The organism is Micromonospora sp. 050-3 (assembly GCF_046549335.1).
Lineage (GTDB): Bacteria > Actinomycetota > Actinomycetes > Mycobacteriales > Micromonosporaceae > Micromonospora > Micromonospora trifolii.
This window is the reverse complement of the sequence record NZ_JAJPVX010000001.1, coordinates 507,583-528,587: the sequence shown is the minus strand read 5'-3', so window position 1 is coordinate 528,587 and position 21,005 is coordinate 507,583. Positions and strand designations below refer to the sequence as shown.

The window sequence follows — 21,005 nt, the reverse complement described above, 5'->3', positions numbered from 1 at the left end:
TAACTGGGGCAAAGGGAACGCTAGCAGATCAATTGGGCACCTCATCCCCGTACTCACCAAACCATCGGGCCAGACGACCGCGCCGACTGACCGCCCGCAATCGCCGTTCCGCCGCGTCCCGCACCCCTGCGGTCGCCACGATCAGCAGACTGTCGCCGGTCTTCAACCGGGTGTCCGGTGCGGGCACGAAGCCGACGCCGTCGCGCAGCACCAGTGTCACCGACGCGCCCAGTGGAAGACGCAGCTCGTCGACGTGCACACCAGCCAGGCGCGAACCCGGTGGCACCTCCACCTGGAGCAGATCCGCCCGCATCCGCTCCAGCGGCGCGGTCTCCACGTGGATCTCGGCGGCCTCGGCCGGCGCGGTCACCCGCAACCGGCGGGCGAACGGCCCCAGCGTCCCGGTCTGCACCAGCGTGAAGATCACCACCAGCACGAAGACCACGTCGAAGAGCCGCTCCGCGCCGGGCACCCGCTCGGAGAGCGGAATGGTGGCCAGCACGATCGGCACCGCCCCGCGCAGCCCGGCCCAGGACAGGAACGCCTGTTCTCGAAGGCCGACCCGGAACGGCAACGCCGACACGGCCACCGACAGCGGCCGGGCCAACAGCACCAGAGCCAACCCGGCGACCACCGCGGGCAGCACCGCCGCGTCCAGCCGGCCCGGCGAGGCCAGCAACCCGAGCAGCACGAACAACCCGATCTGGGCGAGCCAGGCCAGCCCGTCCGCGAAACCGAGAATCGCCTGACGGTGCGACAGGCGGGCATTGCCCAGCAACACCCCGGCCACGTAGACGGCGAGGAAGCCCGAGGCGTGCAGAACCGCCCCTGCGGCGTACGCCAGCACTGTGATGCCCACCGCGGCGATCGGGTAGAGCCCGGCCGAGGGCAGCGCCGCCCGGCGCAGCGCCCAGGTGCCGGCGACGCCAGCGGCCACGCCCACCGCCGCGCCGACGCCCAGCTCGTAACAGACCAGCGCGACCTCGTACCACCACGGGTGCGCGAAGCCCCGGTGGGACAGCAGCACCACCAGCAGCACCACCGGGGCGTCGTTCATCCCCGACTCGGCCTCCAGTGTCGCCACCAGCCGGGGCGGCAGCCGCAGTCGGCGCAGGGTGGCGAAGACGGCCGCCGCGTCGGTGGACGAGAGCACCGCGCCGTAGAGCAGCGCCAACCGCCAGTCCAGCCCGAGCAGCAGGTGCACGGCCACGCCGACCACCACGATGCTGACGATCACGCCGACCGTGGAGAGCGCGGAGGCCAGCCCCAGCACCGGGCGCAGCGTCGTCCACCGGGCGGTGAGGCCGCCCTCCGCGATGATCACGATCAGCGCGCAGAAGCCGAGGGTCCGGGTCAGCTCGACGTCGTCGAAACGGATTCCCAACCCGCTCTCGCCGATCGCCACGCCCAGAGCCAGGTAGACCAGGAGGCTGGGCACGCCGAGCCGGGTGGAGAGTCGCACCGCGCCGACAGCGACCAGCAGCACCGCCGCACCGAGCAGCAGCGCGATGTCCAACCCGGGCGTCACGGCTGCCTTGCCTGGGCTGTCCTCACTCGGCGGATCCGTCGCGCAGGCGGCGCAGCACCTCGGACAACTCCGGGCCGGGCCGATCGACGAGGAAGAGCTTGTCCCGGCTGGCCGCGCCGGCACGCAGTGAGACGGCGGCCGGTCGGACGCCCAACGCGCCGGCCAACGCCCGGCGGGCGGCCTCGGTGGCCCGACCGTCGACGGCCGGGTCGTGGACCGCGATCACGAGGGCGGGCCCGTGCGGGCCGTCGAAGCGGCCACCCACCCGGCCCTGGGAGGCGCCTGGCTTCACCCGTACCGCCACGGTGAGCGTGTCCTGAGCGGGCACCGGCGCCGCTTCAGATCGGCCGGGCGTCGGCGAGGAGAGCAGTCGCCGGCGCGCAGTGCGCGCACGGACTGAAGCCGAGGTCCACGGCCTCGGCGACCGGCAACGTCTCGGGCTGCCAGCCGATCAGGTGGGGGCAGCCGTCGAGGTGGTATCGGGGGCGGCCGTCGACGACCTCGACGGCGTCCAGCAGACGGGCCACCCGGGCCGCCTCGGCGGCCGTGATCTGCTGGGCGGCCGGCTCGTCGACCGCCGCGACCGCCGGGTCGAACACGTCGTCGCTCGACGCCGCGGTCGGCGACGCCGGGCTGACCGGCCGGGCCCGCGAGGGCACGTCGTCGGCCGTACTCACGAACGGCGACGCGTCATCGACGTACGGCGGGGCGACCGGCGAGGCCTCATCGATCGGCGGCGCATGGTCGATCGGCGGCGCATGGTCGACCGGCGGCTCGGGTGGTTGCCGCCACCCGGTGCCGCCGGTACCAAACGTCGTGGGCACGTGCTGGACCGGCACTTCCGGCTCGACCAGCGGTGGCCCGTACGCGAACCCCGGTGTGGCCTGGCTGGCCGTGCGGGGCGCGTCGGGGTGCCGCCGGTCGGTCCGGCCGGGATCCGCCATGGCGCGGTTGGCGGCTGCCTGGCGGGCGCCCACCACCAACGCCACGGCGGCCAGCAGACTGGCCGCGATGGAGATGACCAACAAGAAGCTGGAGCCACCGGCCAGGCCGAGCACCAGTAGCACCACCGCGACGAGGATGAGCAGAAGACTTGCGACTATCACGGCTCACCCCCGCCGCGTCGAACCGTCCAGGCCGGGCCGGCGACCGTCACCATTGGCGGACAGCGATCGCCGGCCGGTGCTCAGCGTCCGGCTTCGAGGGCGCCGGAGCGCCCGCCGCCGCCGTAAGAACCAGCGAGACCCGCTGCGGCCAGCCCGTTGCCGCCAGCGACCCGGCCGGCTTCGGAGCGGGTCATCTCGGCCTCGAGGCCCTGGCCACGACCGTCGAGGTCACGCAGCTGGCTCTCCAGGTACGCCTTGAGCCGGGTGCGGTACTCGCGCTCGAACTGCTTGAGCTCCTCGATGTGCTTCTGCAACGCCGTGCGCTTGGCGTCCAGGCCGCCCATGGCCTCCTGGTGCCGCTGGCGGGCGTCCCGCTCAAGGGCGTCAGCCTTGGCGCGCGCCTCCCGGGTCACCTCCTCGGCCTTGCTGCGAGCCTCGGACAGCAGCTGGTCGGCCTCGCGGCGAGCGTCGGACACGTGGTCGTCGGCGGTGCGCTGGGCCATCATCAGCACGCGCAGGGCCTGCTGCTCACCGTCGCCGGTGACGCCGCCGGCCGGGCCGCCGGTCGCGCGGACCTGCTCCAGCTCGGCCTGCATCGCGCGGGCAGCCTGCTCGGCCGCCGACTTGTCGCGCTGCACCCGGTCCAGTTGGGCCTTGACATCGTTGAGCTCCGCCGCCAGTCGGGCGTCGCCGCCGGGGCCGGCGGGGGCACCGCCACGGCCGCCGCGCTCCACCTGGGCGCGCAGCTCGTTGTTCTCCTCGATGAGACGGGCGAGCTCGCGCTCGACCTCGTCAAGGAAGGCGTCGACCTCCTCCTCGTCATACCCCCGTTTGCCGATCGGCGGCTTTTTGAAGGCGACGTTGTGGACGTCGGCCGGGGTCAGCGGCATCGAAACTCCTCGGGTCAGTTGCGGCCGCGAAAGCGCGTCGGTCATCAGGCAGATGCCCTGATCGACGGCCCTAACACGAACTCCATCAGCACGAACAGGATAACCAGGAGCACAAGGGAGGCCAGGTCGATGCTCACGGTACCAATTCGCAGCGGAGGGATCACACGCCTCAACGCGTTGAGAGGGGGATCAGTGACGCTCCACACGGATTCCAATCCTGCCGATGCTCCACGCCCGGGTTGCCAGCGACGGCCGTACTGAAGGACGGCGCTCAACACGAACCGGGACAGAAGAAGGAGCAGGAAGACATAAAGGATCAGGTACAACACTTGCAGTAAGATCGACAACACGGTCAGCGACGTCCCTCGGGTCGGGCGGGGTCAACTCAGACTGAAAAAGCCGCCCTCAGCGATCTTGGCTTTGTCCTCTGCGGTGACCTGGACGTTAGCCGGTGAGAGCAGGAACACCCGATTGGTCACGCGCTCGATCGTACCGCGCAGGCCGAACGCCAGTCCGGCGGCGAAGTCCACCAGACGGCGGGCATCGGCCTCATCCATCTCGGTGAGATTGATGATCACCGGGACGCCGTCGCGGAAGTGCTCACCGATGGTGCGCGCCTCCCGGTAGGTGGTGGGGTGCAGCGTGGTGATCTGGTAACGCTGCTCCTCCTCGGGCAGGGCCCGCTCACGCGACGTGACCTGCGGCGCGAGGGCCAGGTTGTCCCGAGTGTGGTAGGTCAACGCACCGGAGGTCTCACCCGCCGACGACCTGGTGATCGACCGGACGCTGGACCGCTCGACCCGCTCCGGCCGCTCACCGTCACCGCGCTCGGACTCGCTCAACCGCCCGCTCGACCGCTCGGACAGTCGACCCCGCCCGCTGTCGCGCGGCCGGGGAGCCGGCGGCTCCTCGGCGTCGTCCTCGTCGTCGTCGGCGAACTCCTCGGCGTACCGGCTCTGCCGGTAACGCGAGTCGCGGTAGCCACCCTTGTCGTAGCCACTGTCGTCGTAGGCCCGCTCGTCGTCTTCTTCGACCAGACCGAGCCAGACCCCCGCCTTGCGCAGTGCACCCATCCCGCGCCCTTCCGTCCGCCGTGCGGCACGCGCCCCCGTGCCATGTCGCCCGTCGCGAGTGGACAACCATGCCCATCGGACCGGAACGGCAATCCCCCAGCGCGCGATTCGCGTCGCGCGCCACGACCCCCGACTAGGAGACGCCCGCCCCTGAAACAACACTGATGTAATTTGCTTGTCTCGCGGTCAGGCTACCGCAGCGTGGGACGCATTCCGAGCAACGCGCTACCGACGCGGACATGTGTCGCGCCGTAACGGATCGCGATTTCGAAATCGCCGCTCATACCGGCGGACAACGCGGTGGCTCCCGGATGGACGGCCCGAAACGCGTCGGCAACCTCCGCGAGCCGGGCGAAGGCCCGCTCCGGCTCCCACCCCAGCGGAGCGACCGCCATGAGACCGACCAGACGCAACCCCGGCGCGTCGGCCACCGCCTCGGCCACCGGCTCCAGACCGGCGGCCTGATCCGCCGAGCCGGGCAGGGCTCCGCCCCGGGCCGCGTCGCCGTCGATGCTCACCTGGACCAGAGCGTCGAGCGGCTCCTGCCGGTCGGCGGTCGCGGTGGCCAACGCCCGGGCCAGCCGGACACTGTCGACGGAGTGCACCACGTCGGCGTAGCGGACCACCGAGCGGGCCTTGTTGCGCTGCAACTGGCCGATGAAGTGCCAGCGGGGACCCACCCCGGCGGCAGCCACCTCGGCGGCCTTGCCGGCCGCCTCCTGGTCGCGGTTCTCCCCCATGTCGGTAACCCCGAGCCCGGCCAGCGCCAACACGTCGCTGGCCGGGTAGGTCTTCGTCACCGCGATCATCGTGACCTCGGCACGGTCCCGGCCGGCCTGCGCGCAGGCGTCATCGACCCGGGACCGAACCTGGGCCAGACCGGCCGCGAGTTCGGCCTGCCGATCTGGTCGTACAGTGGCTGAGCTGTCGGTCATCGGCGGTGCTCAGGACCCGTTCTTGAGGAAGTCGGGAACGTCCACGTCGTCGAAGAGCACGCGACGCGGCGACTGGGCCGGAGCCGGGTTGGTGGCCGGCGCCGGCGTCGGAGTGCTCTGCGGTGCCGGCTGGTTGGTGTTGGTCTTGCGGGTCGGCTCGGCCGCCTTGTACGCCGGTGTGCCGCCGTCGAAGCCCGCCGCGATGACCGTCACCCGCACCTCGTCACCGAGCGCGTCGTCGATGACCGCGCCGAAGATGATGTTGGCGTCCGGGTGGGCCGCGTCGGTGACCAGTTGGGCGGCATCGTTGATCTCGAACAGGCCCAGGTCGGAGCCGCCGGCGATGGAGAGCAGCACGCCCCGCGCGCCGTCCATGCTCTGCTCCAGCAGCGGGCTGGAGATGGCTGCCTCGGCCGCCTCGACCGCGCGGTTCTCGCCGCGGGCGCTGCCGATGCCCATCAACGCGCTGCCGGCGCCGCTCATCACGCTCTTGACGTCGGCGAAGTCCAGGTTGATCAGACCCGGGGTGGTGATCAGGTCGGTGATGCCCTGCACACCCGAGAGCAGCACCTGGTCGGCAGTGCGGAACGCATCCATCATGCTGATGTTGCGGTCGCCCAGGGCCAGCAGCCGGTCGTTCGGGATGACGATCAGCGTGTCGCACTGGTTGCGGAGCTCGTCTATCCCCGTCTCGGCCTGCACCTGGCGGCGCTTGCCCTCGAAGGAGAACGGCCGGGTCACCACGCCGATGGTCAGCGCGCCGAGCTTGCGGGCGATGTTGGCCACCACGGGCGCGCCGCCGGTGCCGGTGCCGCCGCCCTCGCCGCAGGTCACGAAGACCATGTCGGCGCCCTTGAGCACCTCCTCGATCTCGTCGCGGTGGTCCTCGGCGGCGTTCTTCCCGACGTCCGGGTTGGCCCCGGCCCCCAGGCCACGGGTCAGCTCGCGGCCGACGTCGAGCTTGACGTCGGCGTCGCTCATCAGCAGCGCCTGCGCATCGGTGTTGATCGCGATGAACTCGACGCCCTTGAGCCCAACCTCGATCATCCGGTTGACGGCGTTGACGCCGCCACCCCCGATGCCGACGACCTTGATGACCGCCAGGTAGTTGTGCGGAGGTGTCATCTCCGGTCCTTTCCTTCGAGATTGGCTTCGGCCGACCGATTACGGCGTGGCCAGACCAGCGGCCGACGACAGCTGTCACCAACGAGGATCAGGGGTAAACCCTAACCCTCTACTAGAGGCTTACAGTTATGTCAACCACTGAAGCTCTTCGAGGCAACGTAAGCGCCACCGCGCGATGAGCCAAGGACCCGGGCGGCGTGTCGCCGCGCGGAGCGCCACGGGTCACGTCCGCGCACGCTCACTGGTCACCGAAAGGTCACCACATCCGGCGCGCTCACGTCGATCCGGTCGGTGTCCTCGTCGAGCAACGCGGTGGCCACCCGAGCCTTGTCCGTACCCCGGGTCGCGTCGCCCCAGACCACCGTCCGGTCCCCGCGCAGCCGCAGGCTGATCCGGGCCAGCCCCGCCACGTTCACGTCCACCAGTTCCGCGCGCAGCTGCGGCGTCAGCGCGACGAGCACCTCCAGCGCGGCCCGGGTGCCCGGGTCGTCGGCGGCCGGCCGGGCCACAGTCACCTGTGGCAGGTCGGCGGGGCGTCGCTCCACCGTCCGGAACGCCACCCCGCTCTTGTCGATCAGGGCGAACACCTCGCCCTGCGGCACCACCGCCACCGCGCTCCGCTCGGTCACCCGCACCACCAGCGCGCCAGGCCAGTCCCGGGAGACCGTGGCCCGCTCCACCGCTGGCAGCGCGCCGACCCGACGGGCGGCGGCGGCCAGGTCCACCCGGGCCAGCGGCACACCGTCCGGCACCCCGACCGCGTCGTGCACCTGGACAGGAGTGACCAGGTCGGCACCCTCCACGCGTACCTCGCGCACACCGAACAGCCCGGTGCCGAGCACCGTCCAGGCGATCAGCCCGGCCAGGGCGAGCACCCCGGCGGCCACCGCCCACGGCAGTGCCGCACGCATGCGACGCTGCCGGGCACGGGCCATGAACCGGCGGGTCGAGGGCGGTACCGCGTCGCGGCCCGCCCGGACCAGCTGCCACCGCCGGGCCGGACCGCGGCGCGGGGCGCCACCGTCGGCGGCGCTGGTCCGCCCGCGGGCCGGGCCGGGACTCATCCGGCCGTGGGCGCCGAGCCGCCGGGCACGGCGGTGCCACCGAGAGCCGCGCCGTCGCCACCGGAAGTTGCCCCACCCGGCACCGGATCACCGATCGCCGGCGTGGTGGCCACCGGGTCGACGGTCGCGCTCGGTGCCGAGCCGGCCGCACGCTCACCCAGGGCGACCAGCAGCTCGTCGCCCATCAGCGAGATCGGCGGGGCGCCCATGGTCACCACCACGTCCCCGGAGCGGGCGCGACGGGCCACCTCGACCGGGGCCTGCTCCCACGACTCCACGAAGACCTTGCGGTCGGCGGGCAGATCCACCGCCGCGATCAGTGCCGCCGAGCCCTCGCCGGGCTGACGCAACTCACCGGGCCCGAAGACCTCCAACAGCACCACCTCGTCGGCGATGGCCAGCGCCTCCGCGATCTCCGCCTGGTTGTCGCGGGTGCGGTACAGCCGGTACGGCTGGAAGACGACGATCAGCCGGCCGTCCCCGGCGACCTCGCGCAACGTCTGGTTGGCCAATGTCATCGAGGTCGGGTGGTACGCGTACTCGTCGTAGACCAGCACGCCGTCCGCGACACCCTTGCGCTCGAAGCGCCGTCGCACCCCGGGGAAGACCGCCAGCGCGGCCTCCGCCGACTCCAGCGGCAGTTCCAGCAGGTACGCGGCCAGCACCGCGGCGGCGCTGTTCAGCCCCATGTGCCGCCCTGGCACCGGCAGCCGGAACTCGCCCAGCGACCGGCCGTCGATCGCGGCCAGGTAGCGCACCCCCCGTGCGGAGGAGACCATGTCGGTCAACCGCAGGTCGGCGTCGGCGGCCTCGCCGTAGGTGTACACCCGTCGTCCCTCGGACCGCAGGCTCTCGGCCAACCGCCGACCGCCCGGATCGTCGGCGCAGGTGATGATGAACCCGTCCGGGTCGGTGAGGCGGGCGAACTCCACGAACGCCGCCTCCAGCGTCGCGTAGTCGCCGTAGGTGTTCAGGTGGTCCGCCTCGACGTTCGTGATGATCGAGACGTACGGGCGGTAGATGAGGAACGAGCGGTCGCTCTCGTCCGCCTCGACCACGAAGTGCTCGCCGGTGCCGTGGTGGGCGCCCGAGCCGACCTCGGAGATCTCCCCACCGATCACGAAGGACGGGTCCACACCGGCCTGCTGGAGCACCATCGTCACCATCGAGGTGGTGGTGGTCTTGCCGTGCGTGCCGGCGACGGCCACCGCGCGACGGCCGGTCATCGCAGCGGCGAGCGCCTCCGAGCGGTGCAGCACCCGCAGGCCGCGCCGACGCGCCTCGACCAGCTCCAGGTGGTCCTGGGGAATGGCCGAGGAGTAGACGACGGTGTCGACGCCGTCGAGGTTGGTCACCTCGTGGCTGAGGTGGATGGTGCCGCCGAGCGCCCGCAGGCCGGCCAGCGAAGGCCATTCCCGCAGGTCGCTGCCGGAGACCCGGATGCCGCGGGTGAGCAGCAGCCGGGCCACGCCGAGCATGCCCACCCCACCCACTCCGATCAGGTGGACGGCGCCCAGGTCCTCGGCGGTGAGCGTGCCGGCCGGGGTGAACTGCGCGGTCATCGGGCCACCGCCGCCAGCACGAAGGAACGCAGCGCCTCGTCGCCGTCGCGCCGGCCGTACGACCCGGCGGCCGCACCCATGTTGTAGAGCCGCTGTGGGTCCCGGATGAGCGGGATGACGGTGCGCTCCAGCCAGTCCGGGGTGAGCTCCCCGTCGTCGACCAGCAGCCCACCGCCGGCCTCCACCACGGGCAGGGCGTTGCGCCGCTGCTCCTGGTTGCTGTGCGGGTACGGCACGTAGATCGTGGGCAACCCGATCGCTGCCACCTCGGCGACGGTCATCGCCCCGCCCCGGGCCAGCATCAGGTCGGCGGCGGCGTAGCCCAACTCCATCTCGGACAGGTACGGCAACGTCACGTACGGCACCGGCAGGTCGGTGGGGATCGGCACCGGCTCGTTGCGGGCGCCCATCACGTGCAGCACCTGCACGCCGTTGCGAGCCAACTCCTTGGCTGCTCCGGAGACCGCCAGGTTGATCGAGCGGGCGCCGGACGAACCGCCGGACACGAAGAGCACCGGCAGGTCCGGGCGGAGCCCGAAGTGGGCGCGGGCGGCGTTGCGCAGCGCGTACCGGTCCAGACCGGCGATGGCGCGGCGCAGCGGCACACCGACGACTGTGGCGTCCCGCAGCGACTCGGCCTGGCTCGGCTGGTTCGGAAAGCCGACGGCCACGTTCTTGGTGAACTTCATGCCCAGCTTGTTGGCCACGCCCGGTGGCACGTTCACCTCGTGGATCACCATGGGCAGCTCGCGGCGCCACGCGGCCAGGTAGGCCGGCACCGAGACGTACCCGCCGAAGCCGACGACCACGTCGGCGCGCACCTCGTCGATCACCTTGCCCGCGGCGCGCGCCGCGGTCCACATCCGGCCCGGGGTACGGACCAGGTTCATGTTGACCGACCGGGGCAACTGGTACGCGGGGATCTGCCGCAGGTCGTAGCCCTGCGGCGGGATCAGGTCGTTCTCCATGCCCCGGGGTGTGCCGAGGCAGGTGATCCGGACGCCCGGGTCGTGTCGGCGCAGGCAGTCGGCGAAGGCGAGCAGCGGGTAGACGTGCCCCCCGGTGCCACCTCCCGCGAGCACCACCGAACGCAGCGGACCCATCAGCGTCTCCTCTCGCTCGCCGTACCCCGGCGGCTGCGGTCCTGTCGGACCCCGCGCGGCGCGGCCTGATCGTCATGGCGCCGCTCGCGGGACCGGGGCACGGACCCTCGGCCGGCGGGCGGCGTCGCCGGTCGGCGACGCCGGCCGGGAAGCGGCGGCAACGGGGCCCAGAGTAGTCGGACCCACCGGGCCGGCGGACGGGCATGCAGTGCTCTGGCCGCATCGGGTTCGGCGCGGGCGAAGGACGCCAGCATGCCGATGCCGGCCAACGTCACCACCAGGGCACTTCCGCCGTCGGAGATGAACGGCAGCGGCAGACCGGTGATCGGCAACAGCCCCACCACACCACCGATGTTGATCACGGCCTGGCTGACCAGCCAGGTGGTCACGGCGGTGGCGGCGAGCCGGCGGAACGGGTCGTCGACCCGCCGGGCGATCCGGAAACCGGTGTACGCGATGACCGCGAACAGGGTGAGCACCACGACGCACCCGATCACGCCCAGCTCCTCGGCGATGATCGCGAAGATGAAGTCGTTGTGTGCCTCGGGCAGCCAGTCCCACTTCAGGCTGCCCTTGCCCAGCCCGACACCGAACCAGCCACCGTGCTCGATGGCCAGCCGCCCCTGGTAGAACTGGAGGCAGTCGTTCAGTTTGCAGGTTTCCGGGTTCGGTGGATTGAAGAACATGTCCAGCCGGGCGAGGCGGTAGTTGTCAGCGCCGCGTTCGCCGGAGCCGGCGCCCAGCGAGGCCACCGCCACGAGCAGGCCGATGCCGATCAGCCCGGCAGTGGCGAGGGCACCGAAGACCCGCATCCGCACTCCGGCGGCCCAGAGCAGGCCCACGACCAGGGCCAGCAGACAGAGCATCGTGCCGGTGTCGTTGTAACCGACCAGGACGAAGAGCAGGCCGACCACCGGGAAGAGCGGGGTGGCCAGCTCGCGCCACCAACCCAGCGCGGCGCCCTTGCGGGCGACGAGGTGCGCACCCCAGAGCACCATCGCGAACTTGGCCAGCTCGGACGGTTGTAGCTGGATCCCGCCGACGAAGAGCCAGTTCAGTCGCGCCTCGACCGGCCCGATCCGCCCTGAATCCTGATGGGTCAGCCGGGCGTAGGCGACCAGCAGGTTGAGCACCACCAGGAGGGCGATCGAGGTGAACAGCAGCGGCCGGCCCAGCGACCGGTAGGTGCTGGCGGGCAGGCGCTGGCAGACCCAGAACGCGCCGATGCCGATCACCGCGAAGATGGCCTGCTTGGTCACCGAGGCGGAAGCGTTGCCGTCCTCGGCGTAGTCCTTCACGCTGGTCGCCGAGAAGACCATGGTCAGCCCGATCAGCAGCAGCAGGCCGGCGCAGGACAGCAGCAGGTAGTAGGAGGTCAGCGGCCGGTCCAGCAGGCCGCGCAGCGCGGCGAGCCCGCCGGCCGCGTCGATACCGCGCAGCGGGGTCGCCGCCACGGCCTCCGGCTCGCGTCCCGGCGGCCCGGGCTCCCGCGCCCCCGACCCGGATTCGCGGGCCGCCGCGCCGGGCTCCGGGCCGCGCGCCCCGGCCGCCAACGGTGTACGCGCCGCGCTCGGCGACCGCCGCGCTCGCTCGCCTGCCCTGCCCTCGGTGCCGATTTCCTCCCCCACCCCGACATCATCACCGCTGAACACGCCCCACCGCCCCACAACGCCCCACCGGGCGTGTCGAACCCGCCCCCCGAGCCGCCCTCCCGCCGCCCTCCCGCGTCGATGTTGCATTTTCTGTGGCGACACAACACCCCTAAAAGGACGCTCCGCCATCCGAAAGTGCAAATCGACGGTCGAGGGGGTGGACGCGGGGCGCGGGGATCAGGTCATGTTGGCGAGGAACTCGCTGTAGAACAGGCCCAGGGCGATGGCCACGCCGATGCCGGCGATGATCCAGAAGCGCACCACGATGTTGACCTCGCTCCAGCCGGCCAGTTCGAAGTGGTGCTGGAGCGGAGACATTCGGAACACGCGTTTACCGGTGGTCTTGAAGGAGATGATCTGGATCACCACGGACATCGTGATGATCACGAAGAGCCCGCCGATGATCGGCAGCAGCAGGATGGTGCGGGTGGACATCGCCATGCCGGCGATCAGACCGCCCAGCCCCAACGCCCCGGTGTCGCCCATGAAGATCCGCGCCGGGGAGGTGTTCCACCAGAGGAAGCCCACACAGGCCCCGGCCGCCGCCCCGGCGATCAACGCGATCTCCAACGGGTCGCGGACCTCGTAGCAGTACGGCTGGGTGTAGTTCGGGTCGGCGCACCAGTGCCGGTACTGCCAGAACGCGATGAGCGCGTACGCGGCGAGCACCATGACCGACGCGCCGGTGGCCAGACCGTCCAGGCCGTCGGTGAGGTTGACGCCGTTCGTCGCGGCCATCACCACGAAGATGAAGATGATCACCGCGCCGACCTTGCTGACCTCCAGGAAGTCGATGTCCCGGATGAAGCTCAGCGTGGTGCTGCCCACCGTCTCGGTGTTGGTCGCCAGGCCCGAACCGTTGGTCATCGTGCTCGGGAACCACAGCGCGATCACCCCGAAGACCGCGCCGACCAGGATCTGGCCGAGCAACTTGCCGCGCTTGTTCAGCCCGGCGCTGTTGCGCTTGCGCACCTTGAGGAAGTCGTCGAGGAAGCCCACAGCGCCGGAGAAGACCATCAACCCCAGCAGCACCAGGGCCGTGATGGTCGGCTCCACCTGGGCGATCTGCTGGTCCGGCAGGGTGGTCAGGGCGAGGTGCCCGGCCACGTACGCGATCACCGTGGCCAGGATGAAGACCACGCCACCCATCGTGGGCGTGCCCTTCTTGCCCTGGTGCATGGCGGGGCCGTCGGAGCGGATCGGCTGACCGGCCTTGAGCCGGGTGAACACCTTGATCGCGATCGGGGTGCAGAAGAGCGAGACGAGGAAGGCCACCCCGATGGCGACGATGACCGCCCTCATCGGGTCGACTCCCCACCGGCGTCGGCGCGCAGGGCGTCGGCCACCTCCCAGGTCCGGTACCGGGAGCCCTTGACCAGGACGACGTCACCCGGTCGTAGCTCGCTCCGCAGCACCTCGACGGCCGCCGCCTGATCGGTGAGCAGCACCGACCCTCCTCCCCAGTTTGCTACAGCTCTCGCGCCTTCGTGGATCGGCGCAGCCGGCTCACCCACCACGAGCAGCCGGTCGACACCCAGCTCGGCCGCGAGTTGGCCGACCTCGGCGTGGCCGTCGTACTCGAACGGGCCCAGCTCGGCCATGTAACCAAGCACCGCGACGGTACGCCGCCCCTGACCCATGCTGGCGAGCGCCCGCACCGCGACCGCCATCGAGGCCGGGTTGGCGTTGTACGAGTCGTCGATCACGGTCACCCCGTCGGGGCGGTCGAAGACGTCCATCCGTCGGGTCGAGACCAGGCCCAGCTCACCGAGGGCCGTGGCCAGCTCGGTCAGCGGCATGCCCAGTTCCCGGGCGACCGCCGCCGCCGCGAGCGTGTTCCCGACCTGGTGGCGGCCGGCCAGGCGGAGCCGCACCGGCGCGCGTCCCTCCGGGGTGACCAGGGTGTACGACGGGTGCCCCCGCTCGTCGAGCGTGACGTCCTCGGCGCGCACGTCGGCGTCGGGCGCCTCGCCGTAGCGGACCACCCGGGCCTGCGTGCGGCTCGCCATCGCGTCCACCCGGGGGTCGTCGGCGTTCAGCACGGCCAGCCCGTCCGGCGGCAGCGCCTCCACCAGCTCGCCCTTGGCCAGGGCGATGGCGTCCTGCGAGCCGAACTCGCCGATGTGCGAGGTGCCGACGTTGAGCACCACGGAGATCCGGGGCGGCACCAGCTCGCACAGGTACCGCACGTGCCCGACCCCGCGCGCGCCCTTCTCCATGACCAGGTAGCGGGTGCCCGGATCGGCCTGGAGGGCGGTGTACGGGTGCCCCAGCTCGTTGTTGAACGAGCCGGGTGGCGCCACAGTGGCCCCGAGTCGGGCGGTGAGCTGACCGATCAGGTCCTTCGTGGTGGTCTTGCCGGACGAGCCGGTCACGCCGATCACGGTCAGCCCGGGCAGCCGGTCCACCGCCGCGCGGGCCAGCCGGCCCATCGCGGTCAGCGCGTCGTCGACCAGCACCATCGGCACCCCGGGCACCTCGCGGCTGCCGAGCACCGCCACCGCGCCGGCCTGGATCGCCGTCGCCGCGTAGTCGTGCCCGTCGACCTTCTCCCCCGGGAAGGCCACGAAGAGCGAACCGGGCCGCACCTTGCGCGAGTCGAACTCCACCGAGCCGGTGACGGTGGCGGCCGGGTCGGCGGCCACCAGCCGTCCGTCGACCGCCGCGGCCACCTCGGCCAGGCTCAGCGTGATCACTGCTGACCCGCCAGGTCCCCGAAGCGGGCCCGCAGCGCCTCGGCCAACTCGATGCTGTCGTCGAACGGAAGCACCTGACCCGCCACCTCCTGGCCGCGCTCGTGGCCCTTGCCGAGCAGCGCGATCACGTCCCCCGGCTCGGCCAGCCGGACCGCCTCGTCGATCGCGGCGCGGCGGCCCGCCACCTCGATGATCCGAGCGGCAGTGCCGGCCCGGTACGCCCCGGCGAGCACCTCGGCGCGAACTTCCCCCGGGTCTTCGGTGCGCGGGTTGTCGTCGGTCACCAGCACCACGTCGGCTCCCTCCGCCGCGGCGGCGCCCATCACCGGCCGCTTGCCCCGGTCCCGGTCCCCACCGGCGCCGATCACACAGATCAGTCGGCCGGCGCTCAACTCGCGCAGCGCCGCCAGCGCGGCCACTATCGCGTCCGACTTGTGGGCGTAGTCGACCACCCCGCGCACCGGCGCGGCCACGTCGACCAGCTCCAGCCGGCCCGGGACGCCCCCGCAGGCGGCCACACCGGTCGCCGCGGTCACCGGGTCCACCCCGGCGCCGACCAGCGCGGCGATGGCCAGCAGCGCGTTGGCCACGTTGTGTCGGCCGGGCAGCGCGACACCGGCGGACACTGCCACGCCGTTCGGGCCGTGCGCGGTGAACCGCTGCGCGTACCCCTCACCGTCAACACCGTCGGCCCACCAGGTCGCGCCCTGCTCGCCGACCGCCGAGTAGGTGACAGTGGTCGGCTTGAGCAGCGGCTTCAACGCCGGGTCGTCGTGGTTGAGCACCTCGACAGCGCAGCGCCCGTCGAAGAGCTGGGCCTTCGCGGCGAAGTAGTCGTCGCTGTCGGCGTGGAAGTCCAGGTGGTCGGAGCCGAAGTTGGTGTAACCGCCGACGGCGAACCGCACACCGCCTACCCGGCCCATGGCCAGCGCGTGGCTGGAGACCTCCATGACCACGGCGGTGACCCCACGCTCCCGGGCGGTGGCCAACATGGCGTGCAGGTCGGTCGCCTCGGGGGTGGTGCGGACACTGTCGATCACCAGATCACCGAGCCGGGTCTCCACCGTCCCGACCAGCCCCGTGGTGTGCCCGGCGGCCCGCAGCCCCGACTCGATCAGGTACGCGGTGGACGTCTTGCCCGCGGTGCCGGTCACCCCGATCACTGTGAGGTCGGCGGTCGGGTCGCCGTACACGGCCGAGGCCAGCTCGCCGAGCACGGCGCGCGGGTCGGGCACCACCAGGGCGGGCAGACCGGTTCCCGCCGCCAACTCCGCACCGGCCCTGTCGGTCAGTAGCGCCACGGCACCCGCCTCGACGGCGCCGGCGGCGAACTCCGCGCCGTGCCGACGGGCACCGGGCAGCGCCGCGTACAGGTCGCCGGGGCGAACCTCCTGGCTGGCGTGGGTGACCCCGGAGACGACCACCGCGGCGGCGTCCGCCGGAAGGTCGACGGCGAGCCGGACGGCGAGATCACCGAGCCGGACTCCGGTCACGGTACGTGGACGTGGATTGCCGGGCACGGCGTCAGACCCTACCCGGTCGTCCGGTTCCGGCCGCACAGCCGCCCCGGTGGTTCGTCGGCACTCACCGATGATGTCCCGCCGTTGCTGCTCAGCGCGGATAGACCACGAACTTGGGCGCGGATCCGCCAGTCGAGGGCGGCACCCGGTAGTGACGCAGAGTGAACTGCATCATGTCGCGGAACGCTGGATTGGCGATCGCCGCGCCCCCGCCGTTGGGCGCGTAGACGAAGACGGCGATCACGTAGCGGGGGTTCTCGGCGGGGGCCATCCCGATGAACGAGGACACCTCACCGGGCTGCTTCTTGCCGTTCACCAGCCGCCACCCGGTGCCGGTCTTGCCGGCGACCCGGTAACCGGGGACCGCGGCGGTAGTGCCGGTGGCATGGTCGACGGTGGTGACCGCCTCCAGCATGGTGCGCAGCGCCGCGGCGTTCTGCGGGCTGAGCACCGACCGGGTCGCCGGGGCGGGCGCGGGGGTGCGCTTGCCGTCCCGGCCGATCACCTCCTTGACCAGGTGCGGCTGCACGTACGTGCCGTTGTTGGCGATGGCGGCGTACGCGGCGGCCATCTGCAACGGCGTGGCGTCGACGCTGTGCCCGATCGGCACCGACCCGTGCGACGATCCACTCCACTCGTCGGCCGGCAGCAGTCGGCCGCTGGCCTCCCCGGGCATTCCCTCGCCGGTGGGCTTGCCCAGCCCGAACCGCTTCTGGTAGTCGATCAACCGGTCCCGGCCGAGCTCCTCGGCGATCGTGATGGTGCCGACGTTCGACGAGTAGGCGAGCATTCCCGGCACGCTCATCCGCTTGCCGTTGGCCGGATGGGTGTCGGAGAACCAGGTGTCGCCCATCTTGATGCTGTTGGCGATGGGCAGCGTGGTGTCCGGGGTGATCACCCCCTCCTGCAACGCCGCGCCGTAGGTGATCGCCTTGTGCACGGAGCCGGGGTCGACCACGAAGCTGGTCGCGGCGTCCTCCCGGGCGACCGGGTCGCTGGGCACCGGCTTCGCCGCGTCATAGGTGGGGTTGCTTGCCTGAGCAAGCACCGCGCCGGAGGGAATCTCGATGACCACTGCGGCGCCGGTGCCGCCCGGCGCCTGGGCCATGCCCGCGCTGAGGATCTGCTGCGTCCGGAACTGGAGGTCGCGGTTGATGGTGAGGGCGAGCGAACTGCCCGGCTTGGCGAGCGTGGTCCGGCTGTAGCCACCCGGAATGGGCGCCCCGAGGTCGCCGAGGCCGGCCTCGTACACCCGTTTGCCGTCCTGGCCGGCGAGCACCTCGTCGTAGCGGGCCTCCAGCCCCTCCAACCCGACCATGTCCTGGCTGGTGAAGCCGATCAGGTTGGCCGCCAGGTCACCGCCGGGCACCTCGCGGCGCTCGTCGCGGTGCACCCCGATGCCGAGGAGTTCCAGCGCCTGCACCCGCTTGGCGGTGGAGATCTCCACCCCGCGCGCCAGGTACACGAATCGGGACGCCTTGCCGTCCTCCAGCTTGCGGGGCTTCATCAGCTCGACGAGCTTCGACACCGGGATGCCGAGCAGCGGGGAGAGCGCCTTGGCGACGGCGGCCGAGTCCTTCACCTCGGTCGGGTCGGCGTACACGTACCGCGCCTCGACGCTGCGGGCCAGCGGCGCGCCGGTGCTGTCGTAGATCGCGCCGCGCGGCGCCGGCAGCTCGACAGTGCGGAGGCGGTCGCTGATGCCACCCCCGGCGTACGCCGGAGCGTCGACCGTCTGGAGGAAGATCAGCCGGATCCCGATGGTGGCGAAGAGCGTGAGGGCGAGCACGGTGCCCAGCCGTAGCCGCAGCCGCGAGTCGGCCAGCTTCGGCGGGCGTCGTGGCTTGCGGGACGGCCGGCGGGCCGCCGGTCGGTCGGTGCGCCGCGGCGCGCGTGGCGTGGTCCGGCGACGCGGCGGCGGCTCGTCCTCACCAGGGGCACGGGGGGTACGCGGCGCGACGGTGCGCACCACACCACCGCGTCCGGCGGCCGGAGCGTCGCGCCGGCCGACCCGGGCGGCGGCCCGGCCACCGTCGAGCACCTGCAACGCCGGCCGGAACGGGTCACCGGACCGGGTGCTGCGCGGAGTACGCCGCTGCTCGGCGCCCTGACCGCGCGCCGGCGTGCCACGCTCCTCACGCACGGTCCGACCCCTCGGGGTGTACGCCCGTGCGCCGGAGATGCCCCCGATACCCGGCTCGCCGGTGCGCGGCTCGCCATCGGCGGGCCCGGCATCACGTGCAGAACCGCGCCGGGACCCCGTAGGGTCCCGGCGCGGTTCGTCCGACCTTGGTGGCACCGGTCAGCCTCCCGCACCCTGGCTGGTCACCGACGGCTGGCCGTTCGCCGGCTGCGGCACACCGATGGTCTTGCCGTCCGGCAGCCGGATGTAGCCCGGCTCGCCGGCGTCGACCAGGCCCAGCCGCCGCGCCTCGGCGGTCAGGTTGCCCGGCGCCTCGGCGTCGGCGATCTGCTTGTCCAGTTGCTGCTTCTCCAGGTCCAGTCGAGCCTGCTGCTGCTGCAACCGCTCCAGCCGGAACGCGTTCTCATTGATCTTGGTGTTGACCGCCAGGATGCCCAGCACCCCGCCGACCACCAGCACCACGATCAGCGCCGCGAACGGCGCACGCGGCACCGAGATCGGCGGCGGCGGCGCCACCCGCAGTCGCGGTGGCCGGGCGCTGGCGGCACTGGCGGCCTTCTCGACCGGTCGCAGCGCGGCAGTGCCCTGAGTCGGGAACTCGCGCGCCCCCCGGGCGCGAGTCTCCCCCTGCCGATTCGTTCGATCGATGCGTGGCGTACCGTTTCCGAGGCGCGGAGCCCGCTCCGCCGCGGTCCGGCCCCCCGACCGCGGTGCGCGCTGCCCGCCGCCGGTGACGTCCCGGCGGTCGCGCTTGTCAATGCTCATGTCCCTCCCCCTCAACATCCGTCCCTCTAACCGTCCCGGTGCCCCTGACCCCCCACGGATCAGGCGGACCCCGTGCCCGGTTGGTGCATTCCCTTCACCCGTCGGCGAGACCGTTCGCGGTCGGTCCGCCCTTGCTCTGTCGCGTTCGGGTCGAGTCGCTCCGCGGCCCGCAGCCGCACCGAGGCGGCCCGCGGGTTCGCGGCGACCTCCGCCTCCCCGGGCAGTTCGGCGCCCCGGCTGAGCAGCCGGAACGTCGGACCGGACCCGGGAAGCTCGACCGGGAGGTCAATCGGGCCCTTACTGCGGACCCGGTCCGTGAGGGCCGCCTTGGTGAGCCTGTCCTCCAGCGAGTGGTAGGACAGGACCACCATGCGACCGCCCACGGTCAGTGCGTCGAGTGCGAATGGCAACGCTGTCTCCAGCGCTGCCAGCTCTCTGTTTACCTCGATCCGTAAAGCCTGAAACGTTCTCTTTGCCGGGTGCCCGCCCGTTCGTCGGGCTGGTGCCGGAATGGAGTCCCGAACCAGCTCCGCCAGGAGCGCTGACGAGGTGATCCGGGCCCGCTCCCGCTGCCGGATGATCGCCGAGGCGATCCGACCGGCGAACTTCTCCTCGCCGTAGACCCGCAGCACCCGGGCCAGGTCCGGGTGCGCGTACGTGTTGACCACCTCTTCGGCGGTCACCCCCCGGGTCTGGTCCATCCGCATGTCCAACGGCGCGTCCTGGGCGTACGCGAACCCGCGGTCGGGCGCGTCCAGCTGCAACGACGAGACACCCAGGTCGAACAGGATGCCGTCGATGGCCGGATAGCCCAGCCGGTCCAGTACGTCCGGCAACTCGTCGTAGACGGCGTGCTCCAGGTGCACCCGATCGGCGAACCGGGCCAGCCGGACCCGCGCGTGAGCGAGCGCCTCGGTGTCCCGGTCGAGCCCGATCAGGACCGTCTCCGGATGCGCCTCGAGCACTGCCTCCGCATGCCCGGCCAGGCCGAGCGTCGCGTCGACGTAGACCGTCCGGCCGCCTCGACCCAGCGCGGGGGCCAGCAGCTCGAGACACCGCTCGAGCAGCACCGGCACGTGCGTGCCGCGCAACTCCCCCATGATGACCCCCACTGGTTGAAACGTCCGTTCTTCTCGTGCGCCTGTCGTCGGACGGCGCTGCCGTCGTACCGCCAGATCCCCATCCGCTCCCGCCTGACACCAGGCCGTCGCCCGATGACTGGATCGTGCGCCTGGCACCGGGGAAGTGATGCCAGGAACTCGAAAGCGGCTGGAGATCTCGCAGTACGTCGGGCGCCGTTACCGCCCTACAGACCGCCGGGCAGCACCCCCTCCTCGATGTCGGCGAAGTCGTCTTCGCTGTCGGCGAGGTAGGTCTCCCAGGCGACCTTGTCCCAGATCTCCACCCGCGTGCTCGCGCCGATGACCACCAACTCGCGGTCCAGCGCGGCATAGGCCCGTAGGTGAGCCGGGATGGTCACCCGACCCTGCTTGTCCGGAACCTCGTCGTGCGCGCTGGCGAAGAAGACCCGGCTGTAGGCCCGGGCCGCCTTGTGGGTCATCGGCTGTGCGCGCAACTGCTCCGCGATCCGCTGGAACTCAGGGGTCGGGAAGACGTAGAGGCAGCGCTCCTGCCCTTTGGTGACCACGACACCCCCCGCCAGCTCATCCCGAAACTTGGCCGGAAGGATCAACCGGCCCTTTTCGTCCAGGCGCGGAGTGTGGGTGCCGAGAAACATCGGCCCAACCCCCTCGCCCTTGAGCGGCGTTCGCGGCGCCGCTGACCCCCCGGGCCGGTGAGCCCTCCCGGCCTCACCATTGGTCCCCACTCTACTCCACTTCCC

At 71.9% G+C, this 21,005-nt stretch carries 18 protein-coding genes and 1 pseudogene; all 19 read right to left on the bottom strand.

Features of this window, described 5'->3' with window-relative positions; genetic code table 11:
• Positions 1 to 28: 28 nt before the first annotated feature.
• Positions 29 to 1,528 carry a potassium/proton antiporter gene (locus ACLJOK_RS02490; RefSeq protein ID WP_238680149.1) on the bottom strand — a complete coding sequence of 500 codons (1,500 nt, stop codon included), beginning with the start codon at positions 1,526 to 1,528 and terminating at the stop codon, positions 29 to 31.
• Between the two features lie 22 nt (positions 1,529 to 1,550).
• Positions 1,551 to 1,856 (bottom strand): DUF167 domain-containing protein, encoded by a 306-nt coding sequence (locus tag ACLJOK_RS02485; RefSeq protein ID WP_410815852.1) that lies wholly within the window; start codon positions 1,854 to 1,856, stop codon positions 1,551 to 1,553.
• 10 nt (positions 1,857 to 1,866) lie between these two features.
• Positions 1,867 to 2,634: a hypothetical protein gene (locus ACLJOK_RS02480; RefSeq protein WP_410815851.1), complete on the bottom strand. Its 768-nt coding sequence runs from the start codon at positions 2,632 to 2,634 to the stop codon at positions 1,867 to 1,869.
• 80 nt (positions 2,635 to 2,714) lie between these two features.
• Positions 2,715 to 3,524 (bottom strand): DivIVA domain-containing protein, encoded by an 810-nt coding sequence (locus tag ACLJOK_RS02475; RefSeq protein ID WP_036411965.1) that lies wholly within the window; start codon positions 3,522 to 3,524, stop codon positions 2,715 to 2,717.
• A 44-nt stretch (positions 3,525 to 3,568) separates the two neighbouring features.
• Entirely contained in the window at positions 3,569 to 3,874 is a 306-nt protein-coding gene (locus ACLJOK_RS02470) for a YggT family protein (protein ID WP_030334503.1), read from the bottom strand.
• A 30-nt stretch (positions 3,875 to 3,904) separates the two neighbouring features.
• On the bottom strand, positions 3,905 to 4,597 hold the full coding sequence (locus tag ACLJOK_RS02465) for a cell division protein SepF (protein WP_410815849.1): 693 nt from the start codon (positions 4,595 to 4,597) through the stop codon (positions 3,905 to 3,907).
• A 191-nt stretch (positions 4,598 to 4,788) separates the two neighbouring features.
• A complete protein-coding gene (locus ACLJOK_RS02460) occupies positions 4,789 to 5,532 on the bottom strand; it encodes a YggS family pyridoxal phosphate-dependent enzyme (protein ID WP_410815847.1) in 744 nt (247 codons plus the stop codon).
• Between the two features lie 9 nt (positions 5,533 to 5,541).
• Positions 5,542 to 6,657, bottom strand: coding sequence for a cell division protein FtsZ (gene ftsZ / locus ACLJOK_RS02455; RefSeq protein WP_238680143.1), 1,116 nt, complete (start codon positions 6,655 to 6,657; stop codon positions 5,542 to 5,544).
• 245 nt (positions 6,658 to 6,902) lie between these two features.
• On the bottom strand, positions 6,903 to 7,721 hold the full coding sequence (locus ACLJOK_RS02450) for a cell division protein FtsQ/DivIB (protein WP_410815845.1): 819 nt from the start codon (positions 7,719 to 7,721) through the stop codon (positions 6,903 to 6,905).
• Entirely contained in the window at positions 7,718 to 9,283 is a 1,566-nt protein-coding gene (murC, locus tag ACLJOK_RS02445) for a UDP-N-acetylmuramate--L-alanine ligase (RefSeq protein ID WP_410815844.1), read from the bottom strand. The genes ACLJOK_RS02450 and murC overlap by 4 nt, the downstream gene beginning before the upstream one ends.
• On the bottom strand, positions 9,280 to 10,386 hold the full coding sequence (gene murG, locus ACLJOK_RS02440; protein ID WP_354945337.1) for an undecaprenyldiphospho-muramoylpentapeptide beta-N-acetylglucosaminyltransferase: 1,107 nt from the start codon (positions 10,384 to 10,386) through the stop codon (positions 9,280 to 9,282). The genes murC and murG overlap by 4 nt, the downstream gene beginning before the upstream one ends.
• Complete coding sequence (locus ACLJOK_RS02435) at positions 10,386 to 11,840, bottom strand: FtsW/RodA/SpoVE family cell cycle protein (RefSeq protein WP_410819219.1); 1,455 nt, start codon at positions 11,838 to 11,840, stop codon at positions 10,386 to 10,388. Before ACLJOK_RS02435 ends, murG begins: the two co-directional genes overlap by 1 nt.
• A 375-nt stretch (positions 11,841 to 12,215) precedes the next feature.
• Positions 12,216 to 13,340 (bottom strand): phospho-N-acetylmuramoyl-pentapeptide-transferase, encoded by a 1,125-nt coding sequence (gene mraY / locus ACLJOK_RS02430; protein ID WP_030334519.1) that lies wholly within the window; start codon positions 13,338 to 13,340, stop codon positions 12,216 to 12,218.
• The gene (locus ACLJOK_RS02425) at positions 13,337 to 14,734 is read right to left on the bottom strand and encodes a UDP-N-acetylmuramoyl-tripeptide--D-alanyl-D-alanine ligase (RefSeq protein ID WP_410815842.1); all 1,398 of its coding nucleotides are present in this window, start codon (positions 14,732 to 14,734) and stop codon (positions 13,337 to 13,339) included. The genes mraY and ACLJOK_RS02425 overlap by 4 nt, the downstream gene beginning before the upstream one ends.
• A complete protein-coding gene (locus ACLJOK_RS02420; RefSeq protein WP_410815841.1) occupies positions 14,731 to 16,293 on the bottom strand; it encodes a UDP-N-acetylmuramoyl-L-alanyl-D-glutamate--2,6-diaminopimelate ligase in 1,563 nt (520 codons plus the stop codon). Before ACLJOK_RS02420 ends, ACLJOK_RS02425 begins: the two co-directional genes overlap by 4 nt.
• A gap of 52 nt (positions 16,294 to 16,345) precedes the next feature.
• Complete coding sequence (locus tag ACLJOK_RS02415; RefSeq protein WP_410815840.1) at positions 16,346 to 18,553, bottom strand: penicillin-binding transpeptidase domain-containing protein; 2,208 nt, start codon at positions 18,551 to 18,553, stop codon at positions 16,346 to 16,348.
• A 3-nt stretch (positions 18,554 to 18,556) separates the two neighbouring features.
• A complete protein-coding gene (locus ACLJOK_RS02410; RefSeq protein ID WP_410815839.1) occupies positions 18,557 to 19,162 on the bottom strand; it encodes a hypothetical protein in 606 nt (201 codons plus the stop codon).
• Positions 19,152 to 20,262: pseudogene (gene rsmH, locus ACLJOK_RS02405) on the bottom strand (16S rRNA (cytosine(1402)-N(4))-methyltransferase RsmH). Before rsmH ends, ACLJOK_RS02410 begins: the two are co-directional and overlap by 11 nt.
• A gap of 206 nt (positions 20,263 to 20,468) precedes the next feature.
• A complete protein-coding gene (mraZ, locus tag ACLJOK_RS02400) occupies positions 20,469 to 20,900 on the bottom strand; it encodes a division/cell wall cluster transcriptional repressor MraZ (protein WP_124817664.1) in 432 nt (143 codons plus the stop codon).
• Positions 20,901 to 21,005: the final 105 nt, after the last annotated feature.